At 69.4% G+C, this 16,137-nt stretch carries 15 protein-coding genes; 3 read left to right on the forward strand and 12 right to left on the reverse strand.

Translation table 11 applies throughout. The features are described from left to right. Positions 1–31: 31 nt before the first annotated feature. From OH146_RS02845 to OH146_RS02865, 5 genes are read right to left on the reverse strand one after another with little or no spacing between them, the layout of a single operon-like run. Positions 32–856, reverse strand: a complete 825-nt coding sequence (locus tag OH146_RS02845; RefSeq protein WP_308214937.1) for an HpcH/HpaI aldolase/citrate lyase family protein — start codon at positions 854–856, stop codon at positions 32–34. Continuing rightward, positions 835–1,311 carry a MaoC family dehydratase gene (locus OH146_RS02850; protein WP_265157179.1) on the reverse strand — a complete coding sequence of 159 codons (477 nt, stop codon included), beginning with the start codon at positions 1,309–1,311 and terminating at the stop codon, positions 835–837. The genes OH146_RS02845 and OH146_RS02850 overlap by 22 nt, the downstream gene beginning before the upstream one ends. Further along, the gene (locus OH146_RS02855; protein WP_265157181.1) at positions 1,308–2,513 is read right to left on the reverse strand and encodes an acyl-CoA dehydrogenase family protein; all 1,206 of its coding nucleotides are present in this window, start codon (positions 2,511–2,513) and stop codon (positions 1,308–1,310) included. Before OH146_RS02855 ends, OH146_RS02850 begins: the two co-directional genes overlap by 4 nt. Beyond that, complete coding sequence (locus OH146_RS02860; protein ID WP_265157183.1) at positions 2,510–4,438, reverse strand: ATP-binding protein; 1,929 nt, start codon at positions 4,436–4,438, stop codon at positions 2,510–2,512. Before OH146_RS02860 ends, OH146_RS02855 begins: the two co-directional genes overlap by 4 nt. 5 nt (positions 4,439–4,443) lie before the next feature. Continuing rightward, positions 4,444–6,051: a carboxyl transferase domain-containing protein gene (locus OH146_RS02865; protein ID WP_265157185.1), complete on the reverse strand. Its 1,608-nt coding sequence runs from the start codon at positions 6,049–6,051 to the stop codon at positions 4,444–4,446. Between the two features lie 57 nt (positions 6,052–6,108). Between OH146_RS02865 and OH146_RS02870 the strand changes: the two genes are divergently transcribed. Beyond that, complete coding sequence (locus OH146_RS02870; protein ID WP_265157186.1) at positions 6,109–6,708, forward strand: TetR/AcrR family transcriptional regulator; 600 nt, start codon at positions 6,109–6,111, stop codon at positions 6,706–6,708. 352 nt (positions 6,709–7,060) lie between these two features. On the opposite strand, the gene OH146_RS02875 is transcribed toward OH146_RS02870, so the two are convergent. From OH146_RS02875 to OH146_RS02890, 4 genes are all read right to left on the reverse strand, one after another. Further along, positions 7,061–7,942: an RHS repeat-associated core domain-containing protein gene (locus OH146_RS02875; RefSeq protein ID WP_265157188.1), complete on the reverse strand. Its 882-nt coding sequence runs from the start codon at positions 7,940–7,942 to the stop codon at positions 7,061–7,063. Positions 7,943–8,146: 204 nt separating this feature from the next. Further along, positions 8,147–8,443, reverse strand: coding sequence for a DUF1905 domain-containing protein (locus OH146_RS02880; RefSeq protein WP_265157190.1), 297 nt, complete (start codon positions 8,441–8,443; stop codon positions 8,147–8,149). Positions 8,444–8,962: 519 nt separating this feature from the next. Beyond that, a complete protein-coding gene (locus OH146_RS02885; protein WP_265157192.1) occupies positions 8,963–9,490 on the reverse strand; it encodes a hypothetical protein in 528 nt (175 codons plus the stop codon). 267 nt (positions 9,491–9,757) lie between these two features. Continuing rightward, complete coding sequence (locus OH146_RS02890; protein ID WP_265157194.1) at positions 9,758–10,429, reverse strand: 4a-hydroxytetrahydrobiopterin dehydratase; 672 nt, start codon at positions 10,427–10,429, stop codon at positions 9,758–9,760. Positions 10,430–10,488: 59 nt separating this feature from the next. Between OH146_RS02890 and OH146_RS02895 the strand changes: the two genes are divergently transcribed. Next, the gene (locus OH146_RS02895) at positions 10,489–10,926 is read left to right on the forward strand and encodes a VOC family protein (protein WP_265157196.1); all 438 of its coding nucleotides are present in this window, start codon (positions 10,489–10,491) and stop codon (positions 10,924–10,926) included. Here OH146_RS02895 and OH146_RS02900 read toward each other — a convergent pair. The 3 genes from OH146_RS02900 to pdhA are packed head-to-tail and all read right to left on the reverse strand — an operon-like array spanning position 10,923 to position 14,229. Beyond that, positions 10,923–12,113 carry a dihydrolipoamide acetyltransferase family protein gene (locus OH146_RS02900; protein WP_265157198.1) on the reverse strand — a complete coding sequence of 397 codons (1,191 nt, stop codon included), beginning with the start codon at positions 12,111–12,113 and terminating at the stop codon, positions 10,923–10,925. The genes OH146_RS02895 and OH146_RS02900 overlap by 4 nt on opposite strands. Further along, on the reverse strand, positions 12,101–13,105 hold the full coding sequence (locus OH146_RS02905; protein WP_265157201.1) for an alpha-ketoacid dehydrogenase subunit beta: 1,005 nt from the start codon (positions 13,103–13,105) through the stop codon (positions 12,101–12,103). The genes OH146_RS02900 and OH146_RS02905 overlap by 13 nt, the downstream gene beginning before the upstream one ends. Then, positions 13,102–14,229, reverse strand: coding sequence for a pyruvate dehydrogenase (acetyl-transferring) E1 component subunit alpha (gene pdhA, locus OH146_RS02910; RefSeq protein WP_265157203.1), 1,128 nt, complete (start codon positions 14,227–14,229; stop codon positions 13,102–13,104). Before pdhA ends, OH146_RS02905 begins: the two co-directional genes overlap by 4 nt. 229 nt (positions 14,230–14,458) lie before the next feature. On the opposite strand from pdhA, the gene OH146_RS02915 reads away from it, so the two are divergent. Further along, on the forward strand, positions 14,459–16,135 hold the full coding sequence (locus tag OH146_RS02915) for an FAD-binding dehydrogenase (RefSeq protein ID WP_265157205.1): 1,677 nt from the start codon (positions 14,459–14,461) through the stop codon (positions 16,133–16,135). Positions 16,136–16,137 lie beyond the last annotated feature (2 nt).

Here is a 16,137-nt window from a genome sequence, read left to right on the forward strand (position 1 = left end):
TGCACAGTGGACAGCTTCTGCTGTCCCTCCGTCACCGCCCCGCGCGGCGCAGCATCGCCTCCGCGTGACGGATGAGCGGCTCGTCGATCATCGCGCCGTCGACCGTGAAGGCGCCCTCGTGGGAGGCCGCCCCTTCCACGACCCGGCGGGCCCAGTCGATTCGCTCCTCGCTCGGGAGGTAGGCGGCGCGGATGGGCTCGACCTGGGCGGGGTGGATGCAGGCGGTTGCGGTGAACCCGCTGGCCGCGGCATCCGTCGCCTCGCTCGTGAGGGAGTCGAGGTTCGTGAAGTCCGCGTTGATCGCGTCGATCGCGGCCTTGCCGTGCGCGCGTGCCGCGAGGAGGATGCTCGAGCGGGCGTGGCGGACGACGTCGCGGTAGCGGCCGTCCTCGCCGCGGCTGCTCGTGCCGCCGAGGGAGACGGTGAGGTCTTCGGCACCCCAGAACAGGCCGACGACCTGCGGCAGTGCCGCGATCGACGGCGCTGCAAGCACCCCCGCCGCCGACTCGATCAGCGCGATGACACGGTGGGCGGCGAGCGGGGCCAGCTCCTCAGGCGCCTGGACCTTCGGCACCATGACGGTGTCGTAGCCGCTGCGCTCGAAGGTTTCGAGGTCGGCGGCGAACTCGGCGCTGCGGGTGCCGTTGAGGCGCACGATGGTGCGCTCGGGATCGAGCGAGGAGGTGAGCACGGCGGCACGGGCATCCGCTTTGCGCTCACTGCCGACGGCGTCTTCGAGGTCGAGGATGACGGCATCCGCTCGGTCCGCCGCTTTGGCGAAGCGCTCCGGCCGGTCGGCGGGGCAGAAGAGGATGGCCGGACCCATCGTGAAGGTCATGTCTCGCGTCTCTCGCACCAGACGAGGGTACTGCGCACCGCCACCCCCACCACGACGCCCTCCTGGTTGCGACCCGTGTGCTCGAAGGTGACGATGCCCTGACCGGGGCGCGATCGCGAGAGCCGCTTGCCCGTGACGACCGTCTCGGTGCGCAGGGTGTCGCCGGGGAAGAGCGGATGCGGGAACTCGACCCGTTCGAAGCCCAGGTTTGCCACCGTCGTGCCCTGCGTGAGATGCGCCACGGCCTGCCCGACCATGATCGAGAGGGTCAGGAGAGAGTTGACGAGCGGGCGGCCGAACTCCTCTCCCGCCGCGAAGTGGGAGTCGATGTGGAGGCCCTGTGGGTTCATCGTCATGGCCGAGAACTGGATGTTCTCCCCCTCCGTGATCGTGCGGCCCGGGCGGTGCACGTAGCGGACCCCCTCCTCGAGCTCCTCGAACCACAGCCCCCGCTGCACCTCCTCGCGCATCATGCCTGCACTCCCAGCCCTAGCGAGCGTGCGATGAGCATGAGCTGCACCTCGCTCGTCCCCTCGCCGATCTCGAGGATCTTCGAGTCGCGGTAGTGGCGGCCGACGAGGCTCTCGTTCATGAAGCCGTAGCCGCCGAAGACCTGCGTCGCATCGCGCGCGTTGAGCATCGCCGCGTCGCTTGCGACCAGCTTGGCGATCGCCGCCTGCTCCTTGAAGGATGCCCCCGCGTCCCGCCTGCGCGCCGCGTCATGCCAGGACAGCCGCGCCGTGTGCACCCGTGAGCGCATGCGGGCGATCGTGAAAGCGATGTGCTGGTGCTGCGCGATCGGCACGTCGAAGACCACGCGCTCGTTCGCATAGCGCACCGCCTCCTCGAGGCAGCCCTGGGCCGCCCCCGTCGCGAGCGCCGCGACCGCGATGCGGCCCTCATCGAGCGCGCTGAGGAAGTTGGCGTAGCCGCGCCCTCTCTCCCCCAGCAGGTTCGACGCTGGCACGCGAACGCCGTCGAGCGTCAGGGGGTGGGTGTCGGATGCTCGCCACCCGACCTTGTCGTAGGCGGGCTCGACCGTGAAACCCGGCGTGCCGGTGGGGACGATGATCGTGGAGATCTCGCGGCGCTCGCGGCCCGAGGCATCCGTGGTCCTGCCGGTCACCGCGGTGACAGCGACGTGCGAGGTGATGGGCGTGCCCGAGTTGGTGATGAACTGCTTGCTGCCCGTGACGACCCACTCGTCGCCGTCGAGCACGGCCGTCGTGCGGGTCGCCCCCGCGTCGCTGCCCGCGCCTGTCTCCGTGAGGCCGAAGCCCGCGAGCGCCTTGCCCGCCAGCAGTGCGGGCAGCAGCTCCTGCTTCTGCTGCTCGGTTCCGTGGCGGAAGACCGGCATCGCGCCGAGGCCGACCGCCGCTTCGAGGGTGATCGCGATCGACTGGTCGACCCGGGCCAGCCCCTCGACCGCGAGGCAGAAGGCCATGTAGTCGCCGCCCTGCCCGCCGACCTCCTCGGGGAAGGGCAGCCCGAAGAGCCCCAACTCCCCCATCTGCGCGACGACATCGAGCGGCAGCTCGTGCTCCCGGTCGGCCTCGTAGGACCTCGGCGCGACGACCTCCTCCGCGAACTCGCGCACCATCGCGCTGAGGTCGCGCTCGTCCTCCGTGAGGTCGAAGCCGTCGTCCTGTCGTGTTCGTGCGAGCGTCTGCGTCATTGCTTTTTCTCCTCGTTGTGCCGCGGCGCGATCGCCGCGACGACCTGCCCGAGCTGCGCGAGGTCGCCCTCGCGCACGTGGACCGTGACCACGCCGTCACTGCCCGCCGTCAGGTGGTGCTCCATCTTCATGGCCTCGATCGTCACGACGACCTGGCCCGCCGCGACCTCGTCGCCCGTGCTCGCGCCGACCGCGACCACCGTGCCGGGCATGGGCGAGCGGAGTTCCGGCGATGCCTCGCCCTCCGCCCGGCCGATCGCCGCGAGTTTCTCCGCGAGCAGCTCGTCGCGCGGGATGAAGCGCAGGGCGACGGATGCCCCGTCCCGCCCGATCCACACGCTGTCGCCGTCGCGCGCCACCCTGTAGCGGTGGCGGGGCGGCGCGTTCGGCACCTCGACCGTGTGTCGTTCGCCATGCACCTCGAGGACGTAGCGGGCCGGGCGGTGCTCGCCGAGACGCCAGCCGTCCCCGGCGTGCCAGGGTCCCGTGCCGGGCGTGGCATCGGCGTGGAACTCGAGTGCCGCGACCTGGAGCGCCTGCTGCTCGACCGTGACGGGAGCGGCGTGCCGCAGCATCCGCTCGATCACGCCCGTGTCGAGGGCGCCCGAGCGTACCTCCTCGGTCGCGAGCAGCTGGCGCAGGAAGCCCACGTTGTGGGCGACTCCGAGCACGACCGTCTCGGCGAGGGCGCGGTCGAGGTTGCTGAGAGCCTCGGCGCGGTCGGCGCCGCGCGCGATGACCTTGGCGAGCATGGGGTCGTAGTCGCTCGTCACGCGGCTGCCGCGCTCGATGCCGGCGTCGACGCGCACGCCGTTCGGCAGTGCCAGTTCGAGCACCCGGCCCGTCGCGGGCAGGAAGTCGCGGGCGGGGTCCTCTGCGTAGACGCGGGCCTCGATCGCGTGCCCCACGAGCGCGACATCGGACTGCGCGAAGGAGAGCGGCTCGCCGGCGGCGATGCGCAGCTGCTGCTCGACGAGGTCGATGCGTCGGCCCGCGGCCTCGACGACCTCCTCCGTGACGGGGTGCTCGACCTGCAGCCGCGCGTTCATCTCCATGAAGTAGAAGGAGTCCGGGTCATCGCCCGAGACGAGGAATTCGACCGTGCCCGCCCCGACGTAGCCCGCCCCACGCGCGACCGCGCAGGCGGCCTCGCCCATTCGTTCCCGCGTAGCCGCGTCGAGCAGCGGCGACGGCGCCTCCTCGATGACTTTCTGGTGGCGGCGCTGCAGCGAGCACTCGCGCTCGCCGAGATGCACGACGGCGCCGTGGGAGTCCGCGAGCACCTGCACCTCGATGTGCCGCGGACTCGGGATGAGCCGCTCGAGCAGGAGTTCGTCGTCGCCGAAGGCGGAGCGGGCGACGCGACGGGCGGTCGCGAGGGCTGGGGGCAGCTCGGCGGCCGCGTCGACGACCTGCATGCCCTTGCCGCCTCCCCCGGCGGAGGGCTTGACGAGGAGCGGGAAGCCGACGGACTCGGCCGCGGCCGCGAGTGCCTTGTCGTCGAGCCCCGGCTTCGAGACCCCCGGGATGACGGGGACGCCCTGCTCGGCGACGTGGTTCTTCGCCCGGATCTTGTCGCCCATGAGGTCGATCGCCGCAACGGGCGGACCCACGAAGACGATGCCCGCCTCGGCGCATGCCTCCGCGAGGGCGGTGCTCTCCGAGAGGAAGCCGTAGCCCGGGTGCACGGCGGCTGCGCCCGTCTCCCGCGCCGCGCGGACGATGGCCGCGACATCCAGATAGCTCTCCCGGGCAGGCGGGGGGCCGATGCGTACGGCGACGTCCGCGAGGCGCGTGTGCGGGGCATCCGCGTCGGCAAAGCTGTAGACGGCGATCGAGCGGATGCCCAGGCGGCGCAGAGTGCGGATGATTCGGCAGGCGATCTCGCCACGGTTGGCGACGAGCACGCTCTCGAAGAGGGGCACGGCGATCACATCCGAAACAGGCCGAAGGCCGGGTCGGGCAGCGGGGCGCCAGCGCAGACCGCGAGGGCGAGGCCCAGCACGGTGCGGGTGTCGGCCGGGTCGATGACGCCGTCGTCCCACAGCCGGGCGGTCGAATAGTAGGGGCTTCCCTGCGTCTCGTAGCTCTCGGCGATGGGCCGCGCGAAGGCCTCCTCCTGCTCGGCGCTCCACTCCTCGCCGCGGGCCTCGAGCTGTTCCCGCCTCACGATCGAGAGCACGGATGCCGCCTGCCGCCCACCCATGACGGAGATGCGTGCGTTCGGCCACATCCACAGGAAGCGCGGCGAGTAGGCCCGTCCGCACATCGAGTAGTTGCCCGCTCCGAACGAGCCTCCGATCACAACCGTGAGCTTGGGCACGCGGGTCGTCGCGACCGCCGTGACCATCTTGGCGCCGTGCTTGGCGATGCCGCCCGCCTCCGCGTCGCGCCCAACCATGAAGCCCGAGATGTTCTGCAGGAACACGAGCGGCGTGCCCCGTTGGTCGCAGAGCTCGATGAAGTGCGCACCCTTCATGGCGGACTCGCTGAAGAGGATGCCGTTGTTGGCGACGATGCCGACGGGATGCCCGTGGATGCGCGCGAAGCCCGTCACGAGGGTCTCGCCGTAGTCCCGCTTGAACTCGTGGAACTCGCTGCCGTCGACGAGCCTCCCAATGACCTCGCGCACGTCGTACTGCGCCTGCACGTCGCTCGGCACGACCCCGTAGAGCTCGGCCTCATCGAGCGCGGGAGGTCTCGGCTCCGCGACCTCCCACGGCGGCGCGAGCGGCGGCGGCAGCGTCTCGACGATGTCGCGCACGATCTGGAGCGCGTGCTCGTCGTTCTCGGCGAGGTGGTCGGTCACGCCGGAGGTGCGGGCGTGGATGTCGCCACCGCCGAGCTCCTCGGCCGTGACGACCTCGCCGATCGCGGCCTTCACGAGGGGCGGGCCGCCGAGGAAGATGGTCCCCTGCCCGCGGACGATGACGGTCTCGTCGCTCATAGCGGGCACGTAGGCACCGCCCGCCGTGCACGACCCCATCACTGCTGCCAGCTGTGGGATGCCGGCCGCGGACATCCGCGCCTGGTTGTAGAAGATGCGGCCAAAGTGGTCGCGGTCGGGGAAGACCTCGTCCTGCATGGGCAGGAACGCCCCGCCGGAGTCGACGAGGTAGATGCAGGGTAGGCGGTTCTCGAGTGCGACTTCCTGCGCCCGAAGGTGCTTCTTGACCGTGAGCGGGAGGTAGGTGCCGCCTTTGACGGTCGCGTCGTTCGCGATCACGAGCACGGGGCGACCGTGCACGAGCCCGATGCCCGCGACGACGCCTGCGGAGGGCGTCGCGTCGTCGTAGACCCCGTCGGCGGCGAGGGGCGCGATCTCGAGGAAGGGGCTGCCCTCATCGAGAAGCGCGTCGATGCGGTCGCGGGCGAGGAGCTTGCCCCGGCCGGTGTGCCGTTCGCGGGCTGCGGGCGATCCCCCGAGGGCCGTCTCGGCGAGGCGGGCACGCAGCTCGGCGACGAGGCCGTGCTGCGCTTCCGCATTGGCCGCGAACGTCGCGGAACCCGTGTCGATGGCACTAGAGAGCGTCTTCATTGACTGCTTTCAGTTAAGATCGATTAACTGAACCAAGGCTATCCGGCTGTTGAGCGAATGGGAACCCCTGTGAGCGACCCCGCACTCTCTCTGCGAACGCAGGCAAAGGCAGACCGCCGCGCGGCACTACTGGCGGCGGCCGCCGAGCTTTTCGCCGAGCGCGGGTACGCGGGCGTCTCTCTCGAGGATCTCGGCGCCGCGGCGGGCGTCAGCGGTCCCGCCGTGTACCGGCACTTCGCAGGCAAGCAGGCCGTACTGACCCAGCTGTTGGTCGGCGTGAGCGAGTCACTCCTGGCGGGCGGGCAGGCGGTGGTCGAGGAGCATCCGGATGCTGCATCCGCCCTCTCCGCGCTGATCGAGTTCCACGTGCGCTTCGCCCTCGCCGACCCGCACATCATCCGCGTGCAGGACCGCGATCTCGACAGTCTCGAACCTGAAGCGCGCCACCAGGTGCGCTCGCTGCAGCGTCGCTACAGCGAGCTATGGGTCGACACGGTCACGCGGTTGCGGCCCGAGTTGCCGCGACCGGAGACGCGGCTGCGCGTGCAGGCCACGTTCGGGCTCATCAACTCGACGCCGCACGCGCTGCACGGCGCCCCGTCGGCGCAGGCAGGCGTCGTTCTTGGGTCGATTGCGCGGGCGGCGCTCCTCGCATGACGCCCGAGCGTCGGCCCTCAGAAGGACCTCGAGAGCCCTACTGCCACGTTGGAAAGCGCCCACCGGCGACCATGCTCGTCGCCTGACGCGAACAGTCACCAAGGCCCTCAGCAGTCCCAACCGCCCGTGACAGGGAGCGCCGCCACAGACCCGAACTAGTCGTGACCATCCTTTGCCTTGCCGCGCCTCTCACGGAGGATGCTAACAACTTGAACGACAGCACCGATGGCCCATACGACGGCAGAGGAAGCACTCAGCACAGTAAATCCGACAGCGTCGCTTCGAACGAGGCCCCAGATCGAGAAGGCCAGCAGCAAAAGGCAGATGGCACCGAATATAGACCGAGCGATCATTAGCAGTACGTCGTTTCGGGATAGAGAGCGATTGTGAGTGCAGTGAGGCCGAGGCCTGCAAGACCTATGACCAGACCGATGCCGCCTGTGAACGCCCCTGCAATGGCACCGCCGACCACGAGCCCGTAGCCCCCTGCAATATGCGCGCACTTTCCGAGATCGTTGTAAAGACCTGTCGGGTCACTCCCGTTTATCGGATTGCACGCGGCATACGAGTACGGGTTGGCTTCCTGCCCGGACGGGTCGAACTGGGTGAACCGTCCTGTGCTGGCGTCGTAGTACCGTGCCCCGAGTTTGTAAAGGCCGGAGGCTTCGTCCCAGTACCCGCTGATGTAGCGCAGGTTGTTCTTGCCGATGTCGGGGTCGGCACTGATGGCGCGTTGTTCACTATAGGGGCTGTAGGAGTAGCCGCCGTAGTAGGTGCCGGTCTTGCTGAACATCCCCACCACCGAGTTGAGGTGGTCGGTGACGTAGTAGTACCGGGACCCACCACCGAGCCGGGCCCCGACCGCGTCGCCCTCGGGGGTGCGGGTGAAGCCACGCTGGGACCCGACCGCGCCGGAGAGTTCCTCCCCCATCAACCCCAGACCGCTGGTGAGGTAGCTGGTCGTAGTGGAGGAGGCGACCCTCCCGAGCTGGGTGGTGTTGCCCTGCCCGAACCCTTCGTAGGTGCCGGCACCGATACTGGTGACCGCACCGCGACTGTTGTAGGTCGCGGTCTGCCCGGTGATGCCGTTGACCGTCTGATTCCCGGCCGCGTCATACGCCCAACTGGTCGTATCGGCGGTCGTGGCGGTGAGCCTGCCGGCCGCATCGTAGGTGTAGTCGATCGTGCCGGCTGCAGCTCCGGACGCAACCGGACCGCCACGAGCAGAACGCATACGAGAAGACCAACCTCAATGTCGGGGAAACGAGGGGCGAAGCGACTACTCCCCCGACGCTACGACGACGAACCCTCAAAGTTCAGTCTTGAGTTCTCCCTCAAAATCAGGCTACGGTTATTAGCGTCGATGCCAGGTTGCACTGCGACCAACACTTTGCTTGATAAGTGTTGGTAAGAGCTCGACTTACCCACGGATGTCCCCCTAGAAATCGACCAGCTCGATCGCGACCGTCACCACATCCCCGAGATCGACCCCTTCAGCCGCCCGCACCGCCTTCTTGATCGGCAGCACGTACGCCTGATCGCTCGGGAAGATCGACGTGCGCCAGCGGGTGGCCCCGATCGTGACATCCACCCTCACCGAGCCGAAGCCGCCCTCCATGCCGGCGACAACCTGCTGGATCTCGTCAGAGACCTCCTCGGGCACCGAGGCGAACACCCAGACCGTGTCGCTGCGCGCCTGCCACCGCCACAGCTCGCTCTCGAACTCGAATCGCATGTCGCCACCTTCGGGCGAGCGCCCGCTCCGTCGGGGGTGCGGGTGATTCTCGCTGCGACCGGTGTCCGGTGCGGGCGGCGGGATGGTCCGGCAAAGCGTGTATCGCCGGCCCACGATTCCGCTCAGGGCGCTTCCAGGGGCCCGACAGGGATACTCACTGACCCGAGTTCTGATGCCACGGTAACCAAAACCATCTCTGCAGGGACGGCCCAGCGCCATCGAATGGCCCATTCAGTGCCAGTCCCTCCGGTGTACTGCATCACGTTGCTTCCCGGCACGCACGTCGCCCGCAGTTCCGTGAGTCGGTGAGCCCCATCAAGCGGAGGCTCCCCCGCACGAGAGACCCCGAGTTGCGCCCCGCGCTGCAAGTACGCTTCCAACTCAGAGCGGAACTCCTCGTCAATCGCTCGCTTCACGGCGGACTCTTTCGCAACCACCCACGCTTCGACGTGATTGCCCAACCGCGCTGCGCGGGCCTCGACTTCGATACCGAGTGCCGTGGGCAGAGTCACCGAGCACTTATCCTGCGCCGACAGAATTGAACACTTCATCTTCGACCACACCATTGATCCACAGCGTTCCGTAGCTCTGGATCACGCTGTACTGCGGCATGGTTCCGCTGAGTGTGGGGAGTGAACCTCCGGTAGTAATTGGCAGCACTGGCCAGTGGTTCCATGCACCAGATCCTGGCTGCACGCGATAAATCACTCCCAGATCGTTCGCGCCGTAGGGAACACCGACTGCATTGACGTCGATGGACCAAGACTGGTAAGTCCCACACGGGCACGTCTCTACCTTCGCCCGCGTGTCATTCCGCACGTAGTCGCCGTAGGTCACCCCGAACGGTCGAATGGTGCTCTGATACTGGCAAAAGCTCTCCACCATCTCGATGGCCACCTCGAACTCAGCTGCGCTGAGTGGTTCGCCGTCCTGATTCGTGGTGTTCAGGGTTTCGCCTTCGCAGACTTCTACTACCGCGGCGAAGTTGCTCTTCGCAGGTGCGGGCGATGCGGCGGCGGGAGTCGCTGCGACTCCCGCGAGGGCCATGAGGCCAGCGGCTCCGATTGCGATCTTGGATCTAAGTCTCATTGCAGTGCTCTTTCCCTCTCTGAGCCGAGAATACCGGGTGCACCTCTACGTCTACCCCCATGCCGGCAGAGTATCGGCGCTCGCCGGATTTGGACAACCTTGACTTTCCTTCTTCGGGTCTCCTCCGGCACCGAGGCGAACACCCAGACTGTGTCGCTGCGCGCCTGCCATCGCCACAGTTCGCTCTCGAACTCGAATCGCATGTCACCCTAGGGCGAGCCTCCGTCAGCGTGCGGAGGTGCAGATGCAGGCCTCGTTCCCCTCGGCGTCCGCGACGACCCACCAGTCGGGCGCGAACTCGTCGGTCACAAGCGTGCCGCCGGCCTCGAGAGTAGCGGCCAGCCGCGCCTCCGCATGCTCGGCGGGAACGTAGACGTCGAGGTGGATGCGGTTGCGGTCGGTGCGCGCGACTTCCATCTGCTGGAACCACACGAGCGGACCCAGCCCGCGGGGGTCGACCAGATCACCGTCCTCGGCATCAGCTCCCGGGGCGTCGACATAGTCGAGCACGGCCTTCCAGAACGGGCGGATGCTCGCCGCGTCGTCCGCATCGATCGCCAGCTCATACAGGCTCACGACGGCGGCGACCCGCTCCGCACCTAGCTCGGTGGCGGCCTCATCGATGCGCTGCGCGAGTTCCAGGTCGCGCGAGGTGACGCCACCCACGTCATGGGACGAGATCTCGAAGGATGCCCGCCCCCAACCGAGGCGGACGTGCGGGTGGTGGCCCAGCTCATCCGCGATCGCGGCCACGCGCGCGACGACCGCGGCGGCCGAGGCGAAGTCGGCCGTGCGGTACGAGCCCCGCAGGGCTCCCTGCAGGTGTACGAAAACGCTGTCTGCCAGCCGCGCCTCGGTCTCGTCGGGGCTCAGCGTCATCTTGGGGTTCTCAGCCATGCCCTCACCCTGCTCCCCCGGTCTTTCCACCGCAAGGCCTGGTCGGTAGCATCCAGCGCATGCCCATCAGACTTGAGAACGTCGGCATCGCCGTCCGCGACCTCGACGCGGCGATCGCCTTCTTCACCGACCTCGGCCTGACCGTGATCGGCCGCGACACCGTCAGTGGTGAGTGGACTGACACCGCGGTCGGACTCGACGGCAACCACGCGAACATCGCCATGCTCCAGACGCCCGACGGGCAGGGCACGCTCGAACTCTTCGAGTACCTCCACCCCGAGGCGATCGAGACCGAGCCGACGCAGCCGAATGAGATCGGGATGCACCGGGTCGCCTTCTCTGTCGACGACATCGACGCGGCCCTGGAGATTGCCGCGAAGCACGGATGCCACCCGCTTCGCGGCGTCGCCACCTACCAGGACGTTTACAAGCTCACCTACCTCCGCGGCCCCAGCGGCATCATCGTGATGCTCGCCGAGGCACTCAAGAAGGACTAGGCGAAGGCGACCACGCTCCCCGGGTCACTCAGCATCGACCCGACCGCGACGAGGAACTCCGAGCCCTGTTTCCCGTCGACGAGACGGTGATCGAACGAGAGACTCAGGGTCGCGACGGACCGCAGCGCGACCTCGCCGCGATGCTCCCACGGTCGCCGGCGCACGGCGCCGAGCGCGAGGATCGCGGCCTCCCCCGGCGGCAGGATCGGCGTGCCCGAGTCGACCCCGAAGACGCCGACGTTCGTGATCGAGAAGCTGCCACCCGAGAGCTGGGCCGTCGTCGCCTTGCCCGAGCGCGCCGCTGCCACGAGCTCGGTCATGGCCTGGGCCAGCTCGGCGAAAGACAGCCGGTCCGCCGCCTGAATGTGCGGCACGAGGAGGCCGCGGTCGGTCGCCACCGCGATGCCGAGCCCCACGTGCGCGAACTCGATGACCGAGTCGTTCGCGGCATCCCAACGGCTGTTGATCGCCGGCGAGTGCCGGATTGCCCTGAGGCACGCCGATGCGACGAGCGTCAGCAGCGTCACCCGGGTGCCCGTGAGCCGCGGATGCTCGCGCAGACGCTCCACGAGCGCGAGGCTCTCCGACACATCGACCTCGAGATGCACGGTCGCGTGGGGCGCCGTGAACGCGCTCTGCACCATCGCCTCCGCCATCCGCTTGCGCACCCCCGCGATGGGCGTGCGGCGGTCCTCCGCGGGAGCGGGCTCCGGATGCCGCGGCTCCCCCGCCGACTCCGGCACGGCGTGCGCGGCGAGCCAACTGGCGCTGCGCTGACGGCGTCGCGGGCGCTCCGACGACGCCACCCGTGGCCCGTAGCCCACGAGTACCGAGGGGGTTTCCGGGGGTTGCTCGGGGCGGGTTTCGACAGGCTCAACCGCCGGGCTGGTTTCGACAGGCTCAACCGGCGGGGGCGGCTCAACCGGCGGCGAGGCATCCGCCGTCTCGATCGCGACGATGGGGGTGCCGACGCTCACGGTCGTGCCCGGCTCGACGAGCAGCTGCGAGACCGTGCCGGCAAAGGGCGAGGGCAGCTCCACGAGCGCCTTCGCCGTCTCGACCTCGGCGAGCACCTGGTTGAGTTCGACCGTGTCGCCGACCGCGACCTCCCACGAGACGATCTCCGACTCGGTCAGCCCCTCGCCGAGGTCGGGAAGGGCGAACTGCTGCAGGCTCATGCTGTCCATCCAGTCAGCGAGTTGACGCGCCCCATCGCTCGGTCGACCCCATCGAGGAGCCGGTCGAGGTCGGGCAAAAAATGGTCCTCGAGCCGCGAGGCCGGGTAGGGCACATCGTGCCCTGTCACGCGCACGGGGGCGGAGCGCAGGTGCGCGAAGCAGCGCTCCGTGATGCTCGTCGCGATCTCGGCCCCGAGCCCGCCGAACTGCTGCGCCTCGTGCGTCACGACGAGCCGACCGGTCGAGCGAACGGATGCCTCGACCGTCGCGAAATCGACGGGCGAGAGTGAGCGCAGGTCGATGACCTCGACCGACACGCCCTCGTCGCGGGCCGCGGCCGCCGCGTCGATCGCCGTTGCGACGAGCGGACCGTAGGCGACGAGCGTCACGTCGCTGCCCTCGACGACGACGCGCGCGCTCTCCAGCGGCGGTGCGGCATCCATCGACTCGCTCACCTCGCCCTTGACCCAGTAGCGACGCTTGGGCTCGAAGAACAGCACGGGGTCGTCGCTCGCGACCGCCTGCCGCAGCATCCAGTGCGCGTCCTGCGGTGTTGAGCAGGTCACGACCCGGAGGCCCGCCGTGTGGGTGAAGTAGGCCTCGGGCGACTCCGAGTGGTGCTCGACCGCGCCGATGCCGCCACCGTAGGGCACCCGCACCGTGATGGGCATGCGCACGGCGCCGCGCGTGCGGTAGTGCAGCTTCGCCACCTGCGCGACGATCTGGTCGAAGGCGGGGTAGATGAAGCCGTCGAACTGGATCTCGACCACCGGCCGGTAGCCCCGGTACGCGAGACCGACCGCTGTGCCGAGGATGCCCGCCTCCGCGAGCGGCGTATCCATGACCCGATCGGGGCCGAAGTCGCGCTGCAGCCCGTCCGTCACGCGGAAGACCCCGCCGAGCTTGCCGACGTCCTCCCCCATGACCACGACCTTCTCGTCTGCTTCGAGCGCATGCCGGAGCCCCGCCGTGATCGCCCCCGCGAGCGTCATCTCGCTCATCGCCTCTCCTCCTCGAACATCGCGAGGTACGCCTCGTACTGGCTCCGCTGTCGCGTGAGCCACGACGTCGGCTCGGTAAAGACGTGGTCGAAGAGGGCGAGCGGTTCTGGTTCAGCAAGTGCAAGACAGGCGCGACGCATGGCGGATGCCGCGGCATCCGCCCGCTCGTCGACCCGCGCCCGGCGCCCCTCGTCGAGCGCGCCCTCGCTGCGGAGGTGCCGCTCGAGCCGCTCGATCGGATCCTTCGCCGCCCACTCCTCCCGCTCGAGCGGGTCGACGTAGCGCGTGGGGTCGTCGGAGGTCGTGTGCGGGCCCATGCGGTAGGTGACCGCCTCGATGAAGGTCGGTCCACCACCAGAGCGCGCCCGCTCGAGCGCCGCCCGCATGGCGGCCGTCACCGCGATGACATCGTTGCCGTCGACGCGCAGGCTCGGGATGCCGAAGCCGGGCGCGCGGTCGGCGAGGGGCCGCCGCGCGACCAGCTCGACCGGCTCCGAGATCGCCCAGTGGTTGTTCTGGCAGAAGAAGATGACGGGGGCACTGAAGGTCGCCGCGAAGACCATCGCCTCGTTGACGTCGCCCTGGCTCGTCGCGCCGTCGCCGAAATAGGCGACGGCGGCCGAGTCGACGCCGTCCTTGACGCAGCCCATCGCGTAGCCCGTCGCGTGGAGCGTCTGCGCGCCGATGATGATGCCGGGCGGCGCCATCCCGAACTCGAAGGGATCCCAGCCCGACGCCGCCGTGCCGCGCCACATGGGCATGAAGTGGTCGACCGAGATGCCGCGGCAGTAGGCGACGGCATGCTCGCGGTAGCTCGTGAAGACGAAGTCGTCGCGGCGCAGCGCGCGGGCGGAGCCGACCTGAGCGGCCTCCTGCCCGAGCAGTGGCGGCCAGAGGCCGAGCTGTCCCTGGCGCTGCAGGGCGACGCCCTCACGGTCGATCCGGCGGACGACGACCATGTCCTCATAGAGCGCGAGGAGCTGAGCGGGGCCGAGATCCGCCACGTGACGATCGAGCGAGGGGTGAGGATGTCGCGTGCCGTCGGGGGCGAGCAACTGGGCCGGGCTCGAGGCATCCGGCGGGGCATCCGCTCTCTCGATGGAACCGACAACGACCGAACTCATGCTGCCTCCTCGACCGGTGCCGACCGAGGCAGGTGAGCCATGGTGGGCACGATCCTCACGCTCCCGCTTGTGGCAGGAGACGACCGGGCCACTCTGCCCGGTGAAGGTGACGCTACGCACGCGCCACCCGAAAATCAAGCATCAGCGTCGACAAGCCGCGGGCGGGCGTGGGCTGCACGATATCGTGGGCGGAACGTCACCGACCGACCGGCCCCGGAGGGACTTTCGGATGCCTCAACCTTCGTCTCCACAGGAGCTCAACGCCGACGCGATCGTCGTCGGTGCGGGGCTCGCGGGTCTCGTCGCCGCCGCCGAACTCCTCGAGGCCGGCCGCTCCGTGATCCTGCTGGAGCAGGAACCGGAGGCGAGCCTCGGCGGGCAGGCGTGGTGGTCCTTCGGCGGGCTCTTCCTGGTTGACTCGCCCGAGCAGCGCCGCCTCGGCGTGAAGGACAGCCGCGAGCTCGCCCGCCAGGACTGGTATGCGAGCGCCGACTTCGACCGCGAGGACGAGGATTCCTGGGCGCGCCGCTGGGCCGACGCCTACCTCGAGTTCGCCGCCGGCGAGAAGCGCTCGTGGCTGCACGCGATGGGCGTGCGGTGGTTTCCCGTGGTCGGCTGGGCGGAGCGCGGCGGCGGCACCGCGACGACGCACGGCAACTCGGTGCCGCGCTTTCACATCACGTGGGGCACCGGGCCGGGCGTCGTTGAGCCCTTCATCACCCGGGTCCGCGCCGCCCAGGCCACCGGCAGGGCCACGCTCGCCTTCCGGCATCGCGTCGATGAGCTCATCGTTGAGGGCGGCGCCGTCGTCGGAGCCCGAGGCGCTGTTCTCGTCCCCGACCCCGCGGCCCGCGGAGCGGCAAGCTCACGCACCGTCACCGGCGAGTTCGAGGCGCGCGCGGCATCCGTCATCGTCGCCTCCGGCGGCATCGGCGGCAACCACGACCTCGTGCGGGAGATGTGGCCGGCCCGCCTCGGCTCGCCGCCCGAGCGGATGCTCTCGGGCGTGCCCGCCCACGTCGACGGGCGGATGCTCGGCATCACCGAGCGCGTCGGCGGGCGTCTCGTCAACGGCGACCGCATGTGGCACTACGTCGAGGGCCTCGAGAACTGGGATCCCGTGTGGGATCGCCACGGCATCCGCATCCTCCCCGGGCCATCGAGCCTGTGGCTGGATGCCACGGGGCGCCGCCTGCCGACGCCCCTCTTTCCCGGGTTCGACACCCTCGGCACGCTCGAGCACCTGCGTCGCAGCGGCCATGACCACAGCTGGTTCGTGCTCACGCAGAAGATCATCGAGAAGGAGTTCGCCCTCTCGGGCAGCGAGCAGAACCCCGACCTCACGGGCAGGGATGTGCCGCTCCTGCTCGAGCGGGTCAAGAAGGGCGCGCCGGGGCCGATCGAGGCCTTCAAACGACACGGCGCCGACTTCATCGTGGCGGACACGCTCGACGAGCTCCTTGCGGGAATGACTGCACTCGAACCGGACGCCCCCTTCGATGCCGACCGAGCGCGCACGGAGATCGTGGCGCGTGACCGGGAGATGGGCAACGAGTTCACGAAGGACTCGCAGATCGCGGCGCTGCGCCAGGCGCGCAGCTACCGGGGCGATAAGCTCATCCGCGTCGCGTCGCCCCACCGCCTGCTCGACCCCGCCGCCGGGCCGCTCATCGCGGTGCGCCTGCACGTGCTGACCCGCAAGAGCCTCGGGGGCCTGCAGACCGACCTCTCCTCGAGGGTGCTCGGAGCCGACGGCGCACCCGTGCCCGGGCTCTACGCGGCGGGCGAGGCGGCCGGCTTCGGCGGCGGCGGGATGCACGGCTACCGCTCCCTCGAGGGCACCTTCCTCGGCGGATGCCTCTTCAGCGGCCGTGTCGCCGGGCGCGCGGCGGCCGCAGCTGACTGAGC

The organism is Homoserinimonas sedimenticola (genome assembly GCF_026094475.1).
GTDB lineage: Bacteria > Actinomycetota > Actinomycetes > Actinomycetales > Microbacteriaceae > Homoserinimonas > Homoserinimonas sedimenticola.

What these genes read in the sequence shown, in the direction of transcription:
- OH146_RS02880 (WP_265157190.1), bottom strand. Translation starts at nt 8,443, where the DNA reads ATGCGATTCGAGTTCGAGAGCGAGCTGTGGCGGTGGCAGGCGCGCAGC.
- OH146_RS02875 (WP_265157188.1), bottom strand. Translation starts at nt 7,942, where the DNA reads ATGCGTTCTGCTCGTGGCGGTCCGGTTGCGTCCGGAGCTGCAGCCGGC.
- OH146_RS02900 (WP_265157198.1), bottom strand. Translation starts at nt 12,113, where the DNA reads ATGGACAGCATGAGCCTGCAGCAGTTCGCCCTTCCCGACCTCGGCGAG.
- OH146_RS02915 (WP_265157205.1), top strand. Translation starts at nt 14,459, where the DNA reads ATGCCTCAACCTTCGTCTCCACAGGAGCTCAACGCCGACGCGATCGTC.
- OH146_RS02850 (WP_265157179.1), bottom strand. Translation starts at nt 1,311, where the DNA reads ATGATGCGCGAGGAGGTGCAGCGGGGGCTGTGGTTCGAGGAGCTCGAG.
- OH146_RS02855 (WP_265157181.1), bottom strand. Translation starts at nt 2,513, where the DNA reads ATGACGCAGACGCTCGCACGAACACGACAGGACGACGGCTTCGACCTC.
- OH146_RS02895 (WP_265157196.1), top strand. Translation starts at nt 10,489, where the DNA reads ATGCCCATCAGACTTGAGAACGTCGGCATCGCCGTCCGCGACCTCGAC.
- pdhA (WP_265157203.1), bottom strand. Translation starts at nt 14,229, where the DNA reads ATGAGTTCGGTCGTTGTCGGTTCCATCGAGAGAGCGGATGCCCCGCCG.
- OH146_RS02870 (WP_265157186.1), top strand. Translation starts at nt 6,109, where the DNA reads ATGGGAACCCCTGTGAGCGACCCCGCACTCTCTCTGCGAACGCAGGCA.
- OH146_RS02865 (WP_265157185.1), bottom strand. Translation starts at nt 6,051, where the DNA reads ATGAAGACGCTCTCTAGTGCCATCGACACGGGTTCCGCGACGTTCGCG.
- OH146_RS02905 (WP_265157201.1), bottom strand. Translation starts at nt 13,105, where the DNA reads ATGAGCGAGATGACGCTCGCGGGGGCGATCACGGCGGGGCTCCGGCAT.
- OH146_RS02885 (WP_265157192.1), bottom strand. Translation starts at nt 9,490, where the DNA reads ATGGCCCTCGCGGGAGTCGCAGCGACTCCCGCCGCCGCATCGCCCGCA.
- OH146_RS02890 (WP_265157194.1), bottom strand. Translation starts at nt 10,429, where the DNA reads ATGGCTGAGAACCCCAAGATGACGCTGAGCCCCGACGAGACCGAGGCG.